This window comes from Polaromonas sp. YR568 (assembly GCF_943371715.1).
GTDB lineage: Bacteria > Pseudomonadota > Gammaproteobacteria > Burkholderiales > Burkholderiaceae_C > Polaromonas.
Map to the genome: position 1 here is coordinate 69,322 of NZ_CALRVW010000007.1, position 17,839 is coordinate 87,160.

At 66.3% G+C, this 17,839-nt stretch carries 18 protein-coding genes; 5 read left to right on the top strand and 13 right to left on the bottom strand.

Annotation, left to right across the window (positions count from 1 at the left end; genetic code table 11):
* Nucleotides 1-132 precede the first annotated feature (132 nt).
* The 4 genes from AAG813_RS07340 to AAG813_RS07355 all read right to left on the bottom strand — a co-directional run bounded on the left by AAG813_RS07340 (nt 133) and on the right by AAG813_RS07355 (nt 2,460).
* Nucleotides 133-627 (bottom strand): heme-binding protein, encoded by a 495-nt coding sequence (locus tag AAG813_RS07340; protein ID WP_341913405.1) that lies wholly within the window; start codon nt 625-627, stop codon nt 133-135.
* A gap of 264 nt (nt 628-891) precedes the next feature.
* Nucleotides 892-1,179, bottom strand: coding sequence for a ferritin-like domain-containing protein (locus tag AAG813_RS07345; RefSeq protein ID WP_341913407.1), 288 nt, complete (start codon nt 1,177-1,179; stop codon nt 892-894).
* A 100-nt stretch (nt 1,180-1,279) separates the two neighbouring features.
* Nucleotides 1,280-1,903, bottom strand: a complete 624-nt coding sequence (locus tag AAG813_RS07350; RefSeq protein WP_341913410.1) for an isochorismatase family protein — start codon at nt 1,901-1,903, stop codon at nt 1,280-1,282.
* Between the two features lie 89 nt (nt 1,904-1,992).
* A complete protein-coding gene (locus AAG813_RS07355) occupies nt 1,993-2,460 on the bottom strand; it encodes a DUF2721 domain-containing protein (protein ID WP_341913413.1) in 468 nt (155 codons plus the stop codon).
* Nucleotides 2,461-2,766: 306 nt separating this feature from the next.
* Here AAG813_RS07355 and AAG813_RS07360 point away from each other — a divergent pair, with 306 nt between their 5' ends.
* Together AAG813_RS07360 and AAG813_RS07365 are read left to right on the top strand one after the other, a co-directional pair.
* A complete protein-coding gene (locus AAG813_RS07360) occupies nt 2,767-3,468 on the top strand; it encodes a hypothetical protein (protein ID WP_341913416.1) in 702 nt (233 codons plus the stop codon).
* Between the two features lie 224 nt (nt 3,469-3,692).
* Complete coding sequence (locus AAG813_RS07365) at nt 3,693-4,580, top strand: DMT family transporter (RefSeq protein WP_341913418.1); 888 nt, start codon at nt 3,693-3,695, stop codon at nt 4,578-4,580.
* Between the two features lie 4 nt (nt 4,581-4,584).
* Here the strand turns inward: AAG813_RS07365 and AAG813_RS07370 are convergent, their stop codons facing one another.
* From AAG813_RS07370 to AAG813_RS07380, 3 genes are all read right to left on the bottom strand, one after another.
* Complete coding sequence (locus tag AAG813_RS07370) at nt 4,585-5,043, bottom strand: Lrp/AsnC family transcriptional regulator (protein ID WP_096665338.1); 459 nt, start codon at nt 5,041-5,043, stop codon at nt 4,585-4,587.
* A gap of 229 nt (nt 5,044-5,272) precedes the next feature.
* Nucleotides 5,273-6,550 (bottom strand): Hsp70 family protein, encoded by a 1,278-nt coding sequence (locus AAG813_RS07375; protein ID WP_341913422.1) that lies wholly within the window; start codon nt 6,548-6,550, stop codon nt 5,273-5,275.
* Nucleotides 6,550-6,984: a hypothetical protein gene (locus AAG813_RS07380; protein ID WP_341913560.1), complete on the bottom strand. Its 435-nt coding sequence runs from the start codon at nt 6,982-6,984 to the stop codon at nt 6,550-6,552. The genes AAG813_RS07375 and AAG813_RS07380 overlap by 1 nt, the downstream gene beginning before the upstream one ends.
* A gap of 288 nt (nt 6,985-7,272) precedes the next feature.
* On the opposite strand from AAG813_RS07380, the gene AAG813_RS07385 reads away from it, so the two are divergent.
* Nucleotides 7,273-8,244: a tripartite tricarboxylate transporter substrate binding protein gene (locus AAG813_RS07385; protein WP_341913425.1), complete on the top strand. Its 972-nt coding sequence runs from the start codon at nt 7,273-7,275 to the stop codon at nt 8,242-8,244.
* A 366-nt stretch (nt 8,245-8,610) separates the two neighbouring features.
* Nucleotides 8,611-9,207, top strand: a complete 597-nt coding sequence (locus AAG813_RS07390; RefSeq protein ID WP_341913427.1) for a thioredoxin fold domain-containing protein — start codon at nt 8,611-8,613, stop codon at nt 9,205-9,207.
* Between the two features lie 100 nt (nt 9,208-9,307).
* Here the strand turns inward: AAG813_RS07390 and serA are convergent, their stop codons facing one another.
* From serA to AAG813_RS07405, 3 genes are all read right to left on the bottom strand, one after another.
* On the bottom strand, nt 9,308-10,537 hold the full coding sequence (gene serA / locus AAG813_RS07395; RefSeq protein ID WP_341913430.1) for a phosphoglycerate dehydrogenase: 1,230 nt from the start codon (nt 10,535-10,537) through the stop codon (nt 9,308-9,310).
* Nucleotides 10,538-10,659: 122 nt separating this feature from the next.
* A complete protein-coding gene (locus AAG813_RS07400) occupies nt 10,660-11,604 on the bottom strand; it encodes a DMT family transporter (protein ID WP_341913432.1) in 945 nt (314 codons plus the stop codon).
* A gap of 113 nt (nt 11,605-11,717) precedes the next feature.
* Complete coding sequence (locus AAG813_RS07405) at nt 11,718-13,961, bottom strand: ATP-binding protein (protein ID WP_341913434.1); 2,244 nt, start codon at nt 13,959-13,961, stop codon at nt 11,718-11,720.
* 278 nt (nt 13,962-14,239) lie between these two features.
* Between AAG813_RS07405 and AAG813_RS07410 the strand changes: the two genes are divergently transcribed.
* Complete coding sequence (locus AAG813_RS07410; RefSeq protein ID WP_341913436.1) at nt 14,240-14,818, top strand: restriction endonuclease; 579 nt, start codon at nt 14,240-14,242, stop codon at nt 14,816-14,818.
* Between the two features lie 104 nt (nt 14,819-14,922).
* On the opposite strand, the gene AAG813_RS07415 is transcribed toward AAG813_RS07410, so the two are convergent.
* From AAG813_RS07415 to AAG813_RS07425, 3 genes are read right to left on the bottom strand one after another with little or no spacing between them, the layout of a single operon-like run.
* Nucleotides 14,923-16,125: a YbfB/YjiJ family MFS transporter gene (locus tag AAG813_RS07415; RefSeq protein WP_341913562.1), complete on the bottom strand. Its 1,203-nt coding sequence runs from the start codon at nt 16,123-16,125 to the stop codon at nt 14,923-14,925.
* 41 nt (nt 16,126-16,166) lie between these two features.
* The gene (locus AAG813_RS07420; protein WP_341913438.1) at nt 16,167-16,838 is read right to left on the bottom strand and encodes a hypothetical protein; all 672 of its coding nucleotides are present in this window, start codon (nt 16,836-16,838) and stop codon (nt 16,167-16,169) included.
* A complete protein-coding gene (locus tag AAG813_RS07425) occupies nt 16,835-17,839 on the bottom strand; it encodes a mammalian cell entry protein (RefSeq protein ID WP_341913440.1) in 1,005 nt (334 codons plus the stop codon). Before AAG813_RS07425 ends, AAG813_RS07420 begins: the two co-directional genes overlap by 4 nt.

Consider the following 17,839-nt stretch of genomic DNA (forward strand, 5'->3'; position numbering starts at 1 on the left):
TTTATAACAGACTTGCATGGGGCTGACAGGGTGTTCGGGACGGTTCCGAAGCCGGACGACCTGCGAAAGCCCCTTGCATTGCCATCGGACGCCAGCGCAGGCCGTGCCCCGGATTCGGCCCCGAAGGGCGCTTCAGAACGCCACCGCGTCGGCGATGGCCTTGAGGCCGGCCTGGGCGCAAACCTCATCGACTTCGCCGCCAGGGGCACCGGAGACACCAATGGCGCCATAGATGGAGCCGCCGCCTTCGATCAGCAGGCCACCACCCACCGCGAGCATGCGTGGCACGCCGCGAATGCCGCTCATGGGCCGGCCCGCCTGGGTTTCCGCCGCCAGCGCCAAGGTGGAGGTGCGAAAGCTGACGGCCGTCCACGCCTTGTTGGTGGCGACTTCCACGGTGTGGGGACCCGCGAAACGGTCACGCAGAAAGACCTGGGTCAGGCCGGCACGGTCCACCACGGCCACGCCGACCTGGTAGCCCTGCTGGCGGCAAGCCTCCATGGCCGCCCTGGCTGCGGTCAGCGCCGTTTCCGGCGTGAGTGATTTGGTCTGAAACGTGGCCTGTTGCGCAAAGGCGAGTCCGGCCAGCCCGAAGAGCACAGGCGCCAGAAGGGTTGAAGTACGCATGGTGTCTCCTGCAGATCGCTGGGTTTCAGGGAAGAAACGGGACGGCCAACTTCCGGGCGGGCCGCGCCCGCATTGGTGGGGTGGACAGTGACACCCCGCCGCTCGGGAAAAGTCACACTGCTCACCCAACTGAAGGGCCAGTCCACCGCCATCGTAGCGGCTGGCGCCGGTTTGGCAAAGCCCGGGGGCTCCCGTCCGCGTCAGGCCCCCTGTCCCCTGGCTGCCGGCTGCGCCACGGCCAGGAGCGCGGGGATCACGCGTGGCTCACTTGTGCGCGATGGGCTTGTCGGTGAAGAGATAGTCCTTCATCTCACTGGAAAACTTCGGATCCTTCCGGCGGATCCACTCGAGGACCATGGCCGCATGTTCCTTTTCCTCGTCGCGGTTGTGCTGGAGGATGGCCTTGAGCTCGGGGTCCTTGCAGGCATCGGCGCGCTGGTTGTACCAGTCCACCGCCTCCAGCTCCTCCATGAGCGAGACGATGGCGCGATGCATGTCCCGGGTTTCGTCGGACAGTTCGTTGATGGGTTCGTGATAACCAACACTGGACATGGTGTGTTCTCCTGTTGCTGTCAGTTCTTATAACAAACCCGGCCCGATGGACCGTGATCAGGGGCCTGGTCCGATCGCTCCGCGCAATGGATTCCGCGCCCTACTTCACCAGCGCCAGCACGTCCCTGAACGCCGGATGCTCCGCGCTGCGCAACCACTCGAAGGCCACCATCTCGGTCGTCACCAGTTCGGCGCCGGCGCCGGCCAGGCGGTCGAAGGCCGCGTCGCGGTTGCGTTCGGTGCGCGAGCTGCAGGCGTCGGTCACGACCCAGACCTCGAACTCTTCTTCGAGCAGGCCCAGCGCGGTCTGCAGCAGGCACACGTGCGCCTCGCAGCCGGCCATCACGATGACGCCCCGCCCTTCTTCTTCCGCCGGTGCGGCCTTCTGCAGGTGTTTGGGCAGGCTGCGGGCATTGCCGCCTGCAGGCGCCTTGCGCACAGGTGGCCGCAGCCACTCGGCCAGGCCATCGTCCACCGCATTGAAATGCATCTTGTCCAGCGTCCGGCCGCCGCCCGCCACGATGGCCGCAGCAACCCCGGGCACATTGGGGCCCAGCTTGCCGGGCGTCTGCGCCGTGCCCCAGACCGGCACTTCCATGAGCCTGGCCATGCCGGCCAGGCGCAGCGCGTTGGCAAGCACGAGGTCGCCTTCAAAAATGGCGGGCATCAGGCGAACCTGGTAGTCCACCAGCACCAGTTGGGAGTCATCGGCATCGAGCAACATGGATAGTCCTGAGAGTTGGGTTCAAAAAGGTTTGTCGGCCCGGCGCAGCGGGAGCACCAGGCTCTGTTTTTCCGCAAGCCGGTGGAATGTCAGGGCGCTGGCGGCTGCACCGGCAGTTGTGCAAACTTGAGCAGGCGCGTTGCCAGCAGGGTCTCGGCCAGGAAACACAGCAACGCCAGCAGGAAACAGAACACCCCCGAGAGGAAACTCACCGTGGCGATCTTGAGCGTGGGCAGGTCGCTGGTCTCGCCGAGGAAAAGCAACACAATGGTCAGGCCGATCAGGATGGCGCAAAAGGTCAACAAGGCCAGGCAGCCATTGACCAGCCAGCCGCGGTGCCGCAGTTCGCCCAGCTCCGCATACATCCTGACGGCCCGGGCCTCCTCCACGCCACCACTTTCCAGCCGGTTTTCCAGAAAACGCGCGCGGTCGATGATGCGGGCCAGGCGGCCCGCCACGGCGGCGATCATGCCGGACACGGCGGTGAGCAGGAAGACGGGCGCCACAGCGAGCTGTATGCCGTGGGTGACAGCGGCAAGGTCAGGCGCAAAGTTCATGCAGGGCTCCAGCTCAGCGGTTGGGGAAAGCGGTATTTTGTCATGCGACGATCCGCCTGCGCACCTATGGATCAGCCCGGCAACGCTTTTGCCGCGCCCTTCCTACGCAAGAGTCGTTGCTGTCCGACACGCCGTACCCGCCTGCTGCGGCAAACTGCCGGCTGTGCGTGGCGATGCGGCCGCGCCGGACGGGACAATCGGTCCACGTTGCCGACTGGCCCCCCGACCGTGCACGCCACCGGGGCATCCAGCGTGCCCCCGATGATAGGATGTTTGAGTTACCTCCCTGAACCTGAATCAAAAGTTATGACACCCAACCCTGTCCTCCTGCCTGCAGCCGCCCCCACCCAGGATCTGCTCCGCGAGGAGGCCGCCCGCTACGCGCTGCTGCGCCGCATCGCGCCGGCCATACGCCACCACATGGCCGGCACCCTGCAGCCCATCGGCATGATTGCCGCCATTCTCGACCGGCGTTTGCAGGCCGAGTCACCCGACCTGACCGTGCTGCGCGACAACAGCAAGTCGATCAGCACGCTGTCGCGCTCGGCATCGGCCGCCAGCATGAATTTGATCACCTGGGTCGTTCCCAAGGAAAACGGCAGCATCGCGCTGGAGGCCGGTATCGAGGAAGCGCTGGGCATGCTGGCGACCGATCTGGCCTTTCGCGGCTTCACGGTCGCCAACCAGGTCAATGCACCCGAGGTGACCACCTCTGTGTTTGCGCTGCGCACCGTGTTCACCGCCTGCCTGATTGCGCTGACCGACGTGGCGCACGCCCCCGCCAGCGTGGTGCTCAGCAGCGAACCCGCCGGCGAGCAGACCCGGGTCTGCATCACGGTCACCCGCACCGAGGGCACCGCCGCGCCGGACGAGGGGCGCGGCTACCGCTCCCTGGGCTGGGACGACGTGCAGGCCCTGGCGGACGCCGAGCAGGTCAGCATCCGCTACAGCGCGTCACACGCCGACATGCTGTTCAACCGGATCGAACAGGCGCTGGTGACTGCCTGAAGCAGGCTCCGCCTGCTCTGCTTTTGGTAGCTGTCAGCGCCCGGTACATAAGGGCTGGAAGCCGTTTTTACACCTGATCCTAGAAAAGGCAGCTGGCGGACTCGTCTGCCGACCCGCAGGGACGCGCGCCTTGGCACGCGCAGTGGTTATGCTTGGACGACGGACTGGGCCCGCGGCCAGTCTTCCCCCAACACCCCGCCAACATCCCCATCTCCCCTGGCTTCATGAACAAACGCGGCATTCTTCTTCACATCGCCGGGTTGTGGCTGCTGTCTGCCCTGGACGCCTCGGGCAAATGGCTGGTCATGGCCGGCGTGTCGGTGCTGATGGTGGCCTGGATGCGTTACGCCGTGCACACAGCGCTGATGACCGCCGTTGTCCTGCCCTCGCGTGGCTGGGCCATCTTCCGCACCAAGTCGCTGTCGCGCCAGCTGGTGCGCGGCCTGCTGATGATCACCACCACCGTGCTTTTCTTTTCGGTGCTGGGCCGCCTGCCGCTGGCCGAAGCCACCGCCATCAACTTCATGGCACCCCTGTTCCTGATGATGATGGCGCCCTGGCTGCTGCACGAGCCGCACCGGCTGCACCGCTGGCTGGGTGTGCTGGCCGGTTTTGCCGGCATGCTGATCGTGGTGCGGCCCGGTGCGCAGTTGGACCCCATCGGTGTGGCGCTGGGCCTGGCCACCGCGCTGGCCTTTGCGTTTTTCCAGATCGCCACGCGCCGCGTTGCCCATGACGATCCGCTGACGACCAACTACTACGGCGGCCTGTCCGGCACCATCGCCCTGACACTGGCCCTGCCCTGGTTCTGGACCACGCCCGACCTGTCGCCGTGGCAGTGGCTGCTGCTGGTGTCCACCGGCCTCACCGGCTTTCTCGGGCACTGGCTGCAGATTGCCGCCTTCCGCCACAGCCCGGCCACCCTGCTCGCGCCCTTCAGCTACCTGCAAATCGTCGCCGCCGCCACGCTGGGCTGGCTGGTGTTTGGCCAGGTGCCGGGCCGGACCACGGCGCTGGGCATCACGCTGATCTGCCTGGCCGGCCTGGGCGTGGCGCTGACCGAGGCACGTTTGGCCTGGGTCCGCTCGCGCGCGCTGCGCGAGGCCGGCTGACACCTCAGGCCTGAAACAGCGGCAGGTCGGCTTTTTTCAGCGTGCGCAGCACGAAGCTGGACTTGCTGTGGCGTATGCCCTTGATCTTGTAGAGGCGCTCGCGCAGCAGGCGTTCGTAGTCGCGCGTGCCGCTGACGGCGATACGCAGCAGGTAGTCGTAGTCGCCCGAGACCAGGTAGGCCTCGATCACCTCGGGAATTTTCGCCAGCGTCTCGCCGAATTTTTCCAGCGTGTTGTCCGAGTGGCTGTCCAGCGTGACCTGCACCAGCACGGTGTCGCTGAGGTCCAGCGCCGCGGCATTGATGCGCACGGTGTAACCCTCGATGACGCCGGACTCTTCCATCTTCCGGATGCGGGTCCAGCACGGCGTGTGGCTCAGGCCGACCGCCTGGCCGATCTCCTGCAGGCTGGCACGGGCATTGGCCTGCAGCACCTGCAATATTTTCCGGTCTGTTTTATCCATACAGCAATATTTCCTTCTTTTTTAGATATGTGAAGGAATTATTACTTAATCGTCGGTGAATCAGGAGAAATACAGAAGCACTTTCTGCAGCGCCTGGCCGATACTTCTTTCTGGCAAGCACATTTACCGGTGTGTGTTGCAAGGCAGGCGCAGCAAGGGGTTACCGCCCCTTGCTGCGCCTGGGCATGTCTGCCGCTCCTGGAATGTCTTCCCGGCCTGACGCTCAGACTCAGGCAAACTTGCGCAGCGCATCGAGCGCCAGCCCGGTGCCAATGCTGCCGAACAGATCGCCCTCGACGCGGCGCGCCTGCGGCAGCAGCGCCGCGATGCGGGCTCGCAGCAGCGGCACGCTGCTCGACCCGCCGGTGAAAAACACCGTGTCCACCGCGCCGGCTGCAACGCCGGCATCACGCAGCAGGCCGGTCACGCTGCGCTCCACCGCGCCGACCAGCTCCCCGATGGCGCTGTCGAAATCCTCGCGCTGCAACACCAGGGTGTCACCGGGCGCGATGCGCCCCAGGTCCATGGAAGTGTGCGGCGCATCCGACAGCGCGATCTTGGCTCCCTCCACCTGCATCGCGAGCCAGTGCCCGGCGCGTTCGCTCACCAGGTTTTGCAGGCGCGCGAGTTTGTCTTTTTCCTGCGCCTCGCGCTGCAGCTCGGCGATCTGCGCGCCCGCCTGCCGGGTGTAGGCGAAGTTGATGGTGTGCCAGGTCGCCAGGTTGAAGTAAATCGACGACGGCATCAGCAGGCCATTCCTGAGCCGGCTGCCCAGGCCCAGCATGGGCATCACGCTGGCCAGGCTCAGGGACTTGTCGAAGTCGGTGCCGCCTATGTGCACGCCGCTGCTGGCCAGGATGTCGTCACGCCGATCGGCCCGGCCCGCGCGCTCGGGCGCCAGGCGCACCAGCGCAAAGTCCGAGGTGCCGCCGCCAATGTCCACCACCAGCACCAGCTCTTCGCGCGTGACCTGCGACTCGTAGTCAAAGGCCGCGGCAATCGGTTCGTACTGGAAGGCAATGTCGCGCAGACCCACGCCACGCGCGATCTCGGCCAGCGTGTTTTCCGCCTGCCGGTCGGCCGCGACGTCGCCGTCGACAAAAAACACCGGCCGCCCCAGCACGGCGCGGCTGAAGTCACGGCCCGCCGCGTGTTCGGCACGGCGCTTGAGCTCGCCGATGAACTGCGCCAGCAGCGCACGAAACGGCAGTGCGCGGCCGGCCACCTCGGTCTGCTCGTTGATCAGCGAGGTACCGAGCAGGCTTTTGAGCGAGCGCATCAAACGCCCTTCGTCACCCGCCAGGTAGTCGGCCAACGCGGCGCGGCCGTAACTGATGTGCCCGTCTTCGGCGTGGAAAAACACGACCGACGGCAGGGTCACCTTGCCGTCTTCGAGTGGCAGCAAGGCCACCTGCCCCGGACCGGCGCTGCCGCAGCCCGCGGTGGAGTTGGAGGTCCCGAAGTCGATGCCACAGGCATCGATCGATGCGGGAAAAGCGCCCGCCATCAGGGCTTGGGAAAGCCGCCGTCGGCCCAGGCCGTGGCGCTGGCGCGGCTCAGCTTGAAGGCCGGCGACACACGCTGCTGCGCGAGTTGTTCACCGGCCTCGTCATGCGCGCTCAGCATGGCAGACGGATTGTCTTCATCGGGCACGATGTCCAGCGACACGGTGATACGCGCACCGCGCGATTCCACTTCCAGACTCTGGTGCAGCGTGGCATGCAGCTGCTGCTCGTGGCGGCGCACAAACTCCGACGCGGTCTTGACCAGCGTGCTGAAGGCCGGGCCGTCGAGCGGCTTGGGATTTTTCTTGTCGCGCCCCATGGTCCAGGGACCCACCAGCGCGGGCTCGGGTTCGCCGTCCTTGATCATGGCGACGGCCCAGCCGTCGTCGTCTTCGTTCTTGAGCACACGGGCCGTCCAGCCGTCGCCGCACCACAGGCGCGGCTGCTGGACAGGGGTGTCGGAATCGGGAAAAGAGTCGGAGGAAGAAGGGTCGGACGGGAAGCTGGCGGTATCGGTCACAGGGGGGTCGTTTCAGTCAAAAAAATGCGCGGCGGTGCGCTGTCTGCAGCCCGCTATTTTACGCCTGCACCCCGGTGCGCGGCCCCGCGCCGGCCGGTTGTTCTGCCTTGCAGAATACGCTCCCCGCGTAAACCTTGATGACACGCCGGCAGCAGGCCGCTACGCTCGAATCTTCAGATGTCCTGCAACTTTCGGAGACTTTTCATGACCAACCGCCGCGCGTTTATTGCCAGCACCACAGCGGCCGTGGCCGGTGTCGCCCTGCCCTCCCTGGGCCGTGCGCAGGCCTACCCGTCCCGCCCCATCAAATACATCTGTCCCTGGCCCGCAGGCGGCTCCACCGACGCGGTCATCCGCTCGCTGGCCGAAAGCGCGGGCAAGGCCCTCGGCCAGACCATCATTGTCGAGAACAAGCCCGGCGCCGGCGGCATGCTGGGCGCCATCGAGATGCTGAGCGCCAAGCCCGACGGCTACACGCTGACGCAGATACCGCACGGCGTGTTCCGCATTCCGCACATGCAGAAAGTCGCTTACGACCCGCTCAAGGACTTCACCTGGATCGCCTGCCTGACCGGCTACACCTTCGGCCTGGTCGTGCCCGCCGATTCACCGATCAAAAGCATCAAGGACTTGGTGGCCTACGCCAAGGCCAACCCCGAGAAGTTCACCTATGGGTCTACCGGCACCGGCACCAGCCCGCACCTGGCGGTCGAGGAGTTCGCGCAGCGCGCCGGCATCAAGCTCACCCACGTGCCGTTCAAGGGCAATGCCGACAACATGCAGGCCATCCTCGGTGGCCACGTGATGGCCGCCAGCGACGCCACCGGCTGGGGCCCGCATGTGGAGTCGGGCAAGCTGCGCCTGATCGCCACCTACGGCAGCAAACGCACCAAACGCTGGCCCAACGTTCCTACGCTGACCGAGCTGGGCTACGACACCGTGTCGGACTCGCCTTTCGGTGTGTGCGGCCCCAAGGGCATGGACCCGGCCATCGTGGCGACGCTGCACGAAGCCTTCCGGAAAACGCTGAACGACCCGGCCGTGCTGGCCACCTTCGACAAGTACGACCAATCGGTGATCTACATGAACACCGCGCAATACACCAAGTTCGCCCGCGAAACCTTCGCCGCCGAAAAAGCGACGATAGAGCGGCTGGGCATGAGCTTCAAAGGCTGAGAGTCCCACCCCGGCCGGCCACCGACGCTTGCCGGCGCTTAATTGACAGGCAAACTGTCGCAAGCCACGACTGGCAAGCCTTTCGTGGCTTTTTTGCGTGCTTATCCACAGATTCGTACACAGGATGCGTGGGCAACCTGGGTACCGCATCGGTGGGACACCCGGCGCAGGGCCGGCCCGCGGGGACCCATGAGGTCATGGGGGAAAGCCGCTTCGCCTCAGTATTTCTGACGTTATTTTCATTTTGTTTCAATTTCCAGCACCTCAGGCGCCGGCCTGTTGTCCCCAGAAGCCGGACAGCGGCAAGTCCCCTGCCCAGGGCCGCCCTGCGTTATGCTGGCCGTCTCCCTTTTTCCCGGTGCCGACATGACCTTCCAAGCTTTCAAGATCCTTCCTGCCCTGCTGATGGCGGCCACGCTGTTGATGACCGGCTGCAAGGACGCGCCCGCGCCCGAGGCCCCGGCCAAAACTGGCGCCACACCGGTGTCCACCGCCGTCGTGGCCGCCGAGGCCAAGGGTTTCAGCGTCGGTTCGACCATGAGCGCACGCACGGTGTATGTTTTCTTTGATCCCCAGTGCCCGCACTGCAACGCCTTGTGGCTGGCCGCCAAACCACTCAAGTCGCAGGCGAAATTTGTCTGGATTCCCGTGGGCCTCCTCAATGCGTCCAGCACCGCCCAGGGCGCGACGCTGCTGGCCGCGAAAGATCCGGCGGCTGCCATGGACGAACACGAGGCGTCCATGCAGGCGAAAAGCGGCGGCATCAGCGCCGGCAGCGACATCGCGGCCCAGAAAGACATGGTGGCGAGCAACACCGCCCTGCTGACCCGCCTCGGCTTTGGCTCGATCCCGACCATCATCGGCACCCACGCCCAGAGCGGCGCGCTGGTGACGCAGGAAGGCTCCATGCCTACCGCGGCCCTGGCCGCGCTGCTCGGCCTGCAGGTGCCGACGGCACCCTGAGGCGCCTGATTCAGGCAAAAAGTGGCTCCCGCCCAATTCAGGCGGGCGCGAGCAGCTATTGAAGTGATAGCAAAATGAAACCGACCCGCGCCGGCAGCGCTTAAAACAGAACGCGGCTGCGGATGGTGCCGGGCACGCCGGCCAGTTTGGCCAGCGCCATGTCCGACGAAGCGGCGTCGATGTCAATCACCACATAACCGATGGCTTCGTTGGTCTGCAGGTACTGCGACGCGATGTTGATGTTGTTGTCGGAAAACACGCGGTTGATCTCCGCCAGCACACCGGGCACATTGCGGTGGATGTGCAGCAGCCGGTGTTTGCCCGGGTGCGCCGGCAGCGCCACCTCGGGGAAGTTGACCGAGGAGGTCGAGGTGCCGTTGTCGCTGTACTTGACCAGTTTTTCCGCCACTTCGACGCCGATGTTTTCCTGCGCCTCCATGGTGGAGCCGCCGACATGCGGCGTCAGGATCACATTGTCCAGGCCCCGCAACGGCGACTCGAACACGTCCTTGTTGCTCTTCGGCTCGACGGGAAACACGTCGATCGCCGCACCGAGCAGTTTTTTCTGGCGCAGGGCCTCGGCCAGCGGTTCGATCTCGACCACGGTGCCGCGCGACGCATTGATCAGCACGCTGCCAGGCTTCATCGCGGCGATCTCGGCCGCACCGATCATCCATTGCGTGGCCTGGGTCTCGGGCACATGCAGGGTGACCACGTCGGACTGGGCCAGCAGGTCGGTGAGCTTGGCGGCCTGGCGCGCATTGCCCAACGGCAGCTTGGTGACCACGTCGAAAAACACCACATGCATGCCGAGCGCCTCGGCCAGCACCGACAGCTGCGTGCCGATGGAGCCGTAACCGACGATGCCCAGCGTCTTGCCGCGGATCTCGTAGGCGTTCTCGGCTGTCTTGAGCCAGCCACCGCGGTGGGCGACGGCGCTTTTCTCGGGCACGCCGCGCAGCAGCAAAATCGCCTCGGCCAGCACCAGCTCGGCCACCGAGCGGGTGTTGGAAAACGGCGCGTTGAACACCGCAATGCCGCGCTCGCGCGCCGCGTTCAGGTCCACCTGGTTGGTGCCTATGCAAAAACAGCCCACGGCCGCCAGCTTGGTCGCATGGGCGAAGACGTCGGCGGTCAGCTGGGTGCGTGACCGGATGCCGACAAAATGGGCGTCGGCAATCTTGCGCTTGAGCTCGTCGCCTTCCAGCGCCCCCGTCAGGCTTTCAATCTGCGTGTAACCCGCCGCCTGAAGCACCGTCACGGCCGAGGGATGGATGCCCTCCAGCAGGAGAAACTTGATTTTGTTCTTGTCGGTCGAGGTTTTGCTCATGGCGCTCACGCGGGTTGTGGAGCACCGAAGTATGAACCAAGGCCTGCAGGCGGGTCCTTCAGGCCGCTTTTGCCCGCCCGGCAAAAAGGTTGTCGCAACCGCGCGGTCGCGGTTTTTTCGTCTCAGTCCACCGGTGCGGGCGCCGCGCGCGCCAGCGCCTGCCGCCGGCTGGTGAACTGCGCCAGCGCCACCCCCACCAGCGTCAGCGCGGCGCCGGCGAGCTTGATGGCCGTGTACTGCTCGCCGGCAAACAGCCAGGCCACCAGGCCAGCGACCGGCGGCATCAAATACATCAGCGGCGCGGTGCGGGCCACACCGCGCACCGCGTTGACCCAGCCCCAGACCAGCCAGCCGAGAAAAGCCGACACCGTGACCGACCAGACCAGGCTGGCCCACACCGCCAGCGAAGCGTCGCCCCAGGGCGCGGCCAGGCCGGCGGGCAGCGACAGCAGCAGCACCGGCACGCTGCCGAGCAGGGTCGCGTAGGCCATGGTCACGACGCCGCCATGGCGCTCGATCAGCGGCTTGGCGGCCACGGTGTACCAGGAGAAAAAACTCGCTGCGACAAGCAAAAACAGGTCGCCGCCGGTGGCCCGCCAGTTGCCGCCCAGCAGCTTGTCGGACAGGAAAATCAGCACGCCGGCAAAAGCCACGGCCACGCCGACGATCTGCGCCCTGTGCAGTTTCTCCACCCCCATGAAACGCAGGATCAGCAGCGTGAAGATGGGCCCGCAGGCCAGGATCAGCGAGCTCGAAAACGCGGTGGACCAGTGGATGCCATAAGTCACCATGCCCACGTGCAGGAAGTGCCCGGCAAAACCCAGACGCGCGAGTTGCCAGAACTCGCGGCGCGTGATGCGCGGAAAACGCGTCCCGAAACGCCAGGCCAGCAAGCCCAGCGCACACAGCGGCATGATCAGGTAGCGGGCAAACAGGAAGCCGCCGGGGCCGACCACGTTGAAGACAAACTTCTGCAGCGAAAAGTTGATGCCCCAGATCACCACCAGCACCAGCGCGGCCACCAGGGCCATGGACGCCTGGCGGAGTTTTTTCTGTTCAGGAGTCATCGCGCCGTTTTTCGTGAAAATGTGAGGTCAAAAAGCGCTGCAGCCCAATCAATACAGGCGCTACCAGCTATCAATTTGGAAGCGATCCAGACGCCGGCGAGGCTGGCAGGGCTTCAGAAGTTGCTGCCAACCAGCGCCTCCAGCCGGGCCGGGTCCACCGGCTTGGTGAAATGGTGGTCAAAGCCCGCCTCCTGCGCCTTGCGTTTGTCATCGGCCTGGCCCCATCCGGTCAGCGCGACGACGACCGGGGCCGGCACCTGGCCGAGGGCACGAATCCTGCGGCAGGCTTCGTAGCCATCCATGTGCGGCATGCCGATGTCCAGAAAGATGAAGTCGGGCCGGAAGCTCGCAGCCGCCGCGATGGCTTCGGCGCCGTCATGGGCAGCACGCACCTCGTGCCCCCACATGCCCAGCAGGCTCGCCAGTGTCAGCGCGGCATCAACGTTGTCGTCGGTCACCAGGATCCGGCGCGGCTCGAAAGCGTTCACGTGGCGTCGGACCGGACCGTTGACCGCAGCAGCAGCCCCCGCGTCTGCCGCCGGCAGGGCCGGTGCGCCGCTGCCGGCGACGGGCAGCCAGACGATGAAGCGGCTGCCGGGGCCGTCGCTGCGGCTTTCGGCACGGATGCTGCCACCATGCATCTCGACAATCTTGCGCACCAGCGTCAGGCCGATGCCGAGACCGCCCTGGGCCTGCGGCGTGGCCGGGCTGGGTTCGCCCTGAACGAACATGTCGAAGATGCGCGTGCTCAGGTGTTCCGGGACACCGATGCCGTTGTCCTCGATGCTCACGGTCACGCCGTGAGCGTCTGCCGCCACCCGCAGTTCCACCGAACCGCCTTCCGGCGTGTACTTGGCGGCGTTGTTGAGCAGATTGGTGAAGGCCTGGGACAGGCGCACCGGATCGGCACTCACCTCGATCGGCTGCTCCGGCATGCTGATACTGAAGCTGTGCTGCCGCTCGGCGATGACCGGCCGGCTGGTCTCGGCCGCGCTGCGAATGGCATCGTCGAGCGTGATCTGCTCCAGCCGCAGCTCCAGCTTGCCGCGGCTGATGCGACTGACATCCAGCAGGTCATCGACCAGCCGTGTCATGTGTGCAATCTGGCGCTCCATGATGGCCCGGGTGCGCTCCAGGACGACCGGGTCGCCCGCTCCCAGCCGCAGGATTTCCGCGCTGGCGCGCAGCGGCGCCAGCGGGTTGCGCAACTCATGGGCCAGCATGGCGAGGAACTCGTCCTTCATGCGGCTCATCTGTTCGGCCTCGCTGCGCGCGGCACGCTCGTTGTCGAGCAGCTTTTCACGTTCCTGCGCGGCCTGCCTGGCCACCTCATACAGCCGGGCGTTGTCAATGGACACGCCGGCCTGCGCCGCAATGCCGGTCACCAGCCTTTCGGCACGTTCGTCGAAAACACCGGCATCCGGGTGACCGAAAAACAGGCCGCCGATCACATCCGCAGAACCCGAAGCCACCGGCACAGCCAGGTAACTGCGGATCGGCACCGCCCCCGGCCGGGCCGGAGCCTGGTAACGCGCGTCCTTCGACAGGTCGTCGAGATGGACCAGCGGCGCGCCGCTGAGCGTGAGGTCGAACAGCGCACCGGCCTGCGGCAGGCCGGAACTGTCAAAGTCTTCCGCAGCGATGCCGGCCACCGTGCGCAGGAAAGGCCGGTTGCCGCCCGGGGCGGCGGTGTTGTAGAAAAAAGCACCCACCTTGGCGCCGCTGATTTCCGTGGCCGCGTCAATGACCGCCTGCGCCAGCATGCGCACGTCGAGCTTGGCCGTCAGGATGGTGCCGGTCTTGTTGAGCAGTTCCAGCACACGCGCCTTCTTGCGCAGGGCATCCTCGGTGCGCCGCTGTTCCGTGATGTCGCGGAACACCCAGACCCGCCCGACATGCTGGCCTTCCACGATCTGGATCTTGGAAGAACGTTCGTAGACCCGGCCATCGCGCAGTTGCAGCAGGTCGAAACTTTCCGCCGGCGAGTGGCGGTAGATCTCATGGACCCGGTCCAGGTAGTGCTGCGCATCCTCGACCTGCTGGCTCGCCACGTGCAGCAGCCTTTCGTGGTCGCGAAAGGCCATGAGTTCGTCGGACAGCCCCCACATCCGGACGTACTGCTGGTTGAAGCCGGTGACGTGTGCGTTGTCGTCGGTGACCAGGATGCCATCGCGGCTGGCCTCCAGGGTGGCCCGGACCATGGACAGCGAGAGCGCCAGTTCCGTCGTTTTCTGCTCCAGCCCTTCGCCGGCCGTCACCAGCACACCTTCGGCCTGCTGGCGTGCCCGCAGAATGCTCTGCGCGTTCTGCAGGGGGACCGAGCGCAGCAGACGGTCTTCGTCGTCGCTCTTCGTCATCGTGCTTCTTCCCGCGTCTCGCCCTCAGGCGGGAGCGGCGACACCACGCCGGCCAACACACGCGGCCGCGGCCGGAGGTGCGAGGGACGGAGAATGCTGCCAACAGGCTGGGGCGGAATAGGCATGGTGCTTTACTATAAGGAAATCGGCCTGACGCCAATGTAGGCAAAAAGCGGATTGTGAGGCCAAAGCCCGCTTTGCGTGGCGACGCAGCGCCGCCGGCCCGATACCGCCCCGACCAACGCCCTGCCCCCGAAAGGAAGACCTTGAAATTCAAAATGGCTGAAAAGTCGCTTTTTGCCATCCTGCTGCGCTCGCCCTGGTGGATCAGCTTTGTCATTGCCCTCGCCTTCGGGCTGGCCTCCAAGGCCCTGCTGCCCGCGCAGTATTTCGTGTTTGGCGCCCTCGGCGGCTTCCCCTTCGTCGTGATCGGTGTGATCGCCGCCTGGAGGCAGTTGAGCGCGCCCAGCACCGCCCACGTCGAGGACACGCTGGCGCAGCTGGAGGCCCTGTCCTGGCGCGATTTCTCGGCCGCCGTCGAGCAGGCCTTCGTCCGCGAGGGATACGCGGTGCGGCGCATCGACGGCGCGGCGGCGGATTTCGTTCTGGTCAAGGCCGGCCACACCACGCTGCTAGCCTGCAAGCGCTGGAAGGCCGCCCACCTGGGCATCGAGCCCTTCCAGAGTCTGCAGGCTGCGCTGGGCGCACATCAGGCCGACAGCGCCCTGTGCATCGCCACCGGGCAGGTGACCGACAAGGCACGCCAGTTTGCGGCCGAGCACCAGATCCGCGTTTTGCAGGGTACCGAGCTGGCCCAGCTGCTCAAGCCGGTGCTGGCGAAAAGCGGCAGGGCCTGAGCCCGGCTTTGCTCCTGTTTTCGTAGCTGCCTGCGCAGGTGCTTATTGGGCCAGAGGCCTTTTTTCTATAAACCTTTTCGTTATAAGACCCCAACCAGCCGGGTTCAGCGCTGGTGCACGGCCTTCATCACCGGGTAGGCACTGGCCATCCACAGGTACATCAGCGCACCAGCCAGCAAGGCGGCCGCGGCAATTTCCAGCGATAGCGTGAACCCCTCGCCGAGGCTGCGGCTATGCCGCAGCAGCACGGCGACCAGCGGCGGGCCGGCGATCTGGCCGATGCCGTACATGGCGGTCAACAGGCCCATGTAACTGGCGGCTGCGGCCGGTCGCAGCCGCCGCACCTCCTGCATGGCAAAAAAAGTGATGGCGGTGAACGGAATGCCCAACAGCAGGCTGCCGATCGCAAAACCGGCCAGGTTGGGACTGAACACGCTCGCCGCAATGCCCAGCGCCTGCACCGTGTAGGCGCCGGCCAGCAGGTAACGAAAGTCGCCGGTGGCCGGAATGCGGGTGGCCAGCAAGGCACCGGTCACCACGCCAAGGCCGAAGATGGGCCAGAAAAAATCGATCCAGACCGAACCCGGCATGGCTTCGCGCGCGATCACCGGCAAGAAGGTGGCGGTGATGATGTAGCCGAAACCGGCCAGCCCGTAAGCCAGGGCCAGCAGCAGCATCTGTTTGCGGCCGGCCGGCGCATGGCCAGTGGCTGGCGTGTTGGGCGCTGCGTTGGCCGCACTGCCGCCCTGCCCCTGTCCCCGCTCCTGGAAGGTGCGCCACACGGCGGCCGTCAGCGCCGCGGCGAGCACGCCAAAAATCAGCCAGCCGGTGGCGGCCTTCCACTGCAACGCGACCATGGCGCTGGCAAAGAGCCCGCTCAGGGCAATGCCCGCGCCCGGGCCGGCGTACATGATGCCGCCCAGCGCCGGCGCGCCCAGCCGGGCCAGCTGCGCCAGGCACCAGCCCGAGGTGTAGACAAACACCAGCGCGCTGGCCACACCGGCGGCAAAACGCAGCAGCGGCCAGACGGCCGGCAGGTGCAGGGCCATGCCCAGGGTCAGCAGCGTGGTGGCGACCAAGCCCGCACGCACCCAGCTGGAGGCGGCGACGGCCGGCAGAAACCGCAGGTTTTTCCAGATCCAGGGCTGGAAGGTGCACAGCAGCGCTCCGACGAGGTAACCGAGGTAATTGGCGCTGGCCAGCCAGCTGGCCGACGGCAGGTCGATCACGCCGTCGCTGAGCATCATGGGCAGCAGCGGCGTGAAGGCAAAACGGCCTATGCCCATGGCCGCGGCCAGCGACAACATGCCGGCGATGGCAATCGCCCAGCGGCTCACCGGCGCCCGGCTCAAGGCTTGCTGCCCACAGCCGGGTTTTGCGTCAGCGCGATGCGACGGCGCAGGCGCTCGGCCGACGCCAGGTCGCCGCCCTTTTCCGCCAGCTGGAGTTGCACGCCCAGCCAGGCCAGCAACGGCCGGCGCCAGCCCTGGCTGGAGGCCGTATCCACCGCCTGCTGCAGCACGGCCGGGCTGGCCCGGCCGGCGCGAAACATCACGCCGGCGGCCACCAGCTGCGACAGCGGGTCGGCCACGGCTTTGAGCGCCGCCGCATCGGCGCCGGCGGCGGCCGCGGCACGCTGCGCTGCGGGCAGCAAGGCGATGTCCTGCGGCTGCAACTGGCCGGCCAGGTAATCGGCATAGGCGCGCTCGGCGGCCGGTGCGTCCGGCCGCAGCGGTTCAAACCCGGCGCAGGGTTCCAGCACCAGGCTGGCGACGCGGCTGGCGCAACGCAACAGTTCGGCCCGCGCCATCAGGTCGGGGCGGCCGGTGCTGGAAAGTTCGCTGCGCGCGCGCGCAAACTCCTGCGCCTCGACGCGCGAATTGCCTTCGAGGTAGGCGGCGACCGCCCGCTCCATCGCGGTCTTGGCCTCCATCTGCCAGTCGGGGGCCTTGGGCCCGCTGCTGCAGGCGGCCAGCAACAGCAGGGCCAGAACGGACAGGGAATGCGAAAAAAGTCTCATGGCAGCTTGATCTCCGTGTCGCGGGCAAACGGCCACTTGCGGTTGATCTCGTTGATCAGGCCGTCCACCTTGCGCAGGCTGGACTCGACCTCGCCGCGCAGCGCTCCCAGGTCGTCGGTCGCCGCCCGGGCGTTGGCGCCCACGGCCTGGGCTTCGACCAGCACCGCATCGACTTTCTTCAGGCTGTTGCGTGCCTCGCCGAGGAGGGTGTTGAGCTGCACCACCGTGGCCCGCGCTTCCGGCATCACACCCTTGGCGCCGAACACCTGGGTGTCGGTCTTGGCGGCCAGGCCATCGAGTTTGGTCAGCAAGGCGTTGGTGCGGTCCAGCGTGGCAATCAGTTTTTTGGCTTCGGCGTCGTTGCCCAGCAGCACGCTGAGCGCCCCGCCGGGGCCGTTGAGCCGCTCGGTCAGCTTCTGGAAATTACCCAGACTGGCACCCACGGATCCTTCGCTGGCGGTCAGGCTGTTGAGGTTTTCCAGCAACTCTTTCGCCGCGGCCACCAGCTTCGGTATCTCGGCGCCCGTGTCGCCGCGCAGCACCTCGCGCACTGCGCCGTCCGGCAGCAGCGGGTCCTTGAGCATGCCGGTGTAGGCACGGATGTTGGTGCTGCCCACCAGCCCGCGCACCAGGGTGAACACGCTGGAGGTGCGCAGCCAGTGCGCGTCCTTGGTCGGCACATCCACGATGATGCGCGCCTTGCCGTCTTCGGCCAGTTCGATGCGGCGCACGCGGCCGATCGGGAAACCCGAAAACGTCATGTCCATGCCGACCACCACGCCTTCGGAGTCGTCGGACAGCAGCACCAGTTTCTGGGTGCTCTCAAAAGCGCCGCGCGCATACAGCACATAAAGCGCCGAACCTACCACCAGCACCGCCATGAAGACCAGCAGCATCAGCGCCTTGAACTCGAGGTTGGCGACGGGCGGCATGGCCACGCTGCTGCCGGGCGGCGGCTCGGTTGGCTCAGGCGGGGATGGGGGTGGCAGGGGTTGACTCAT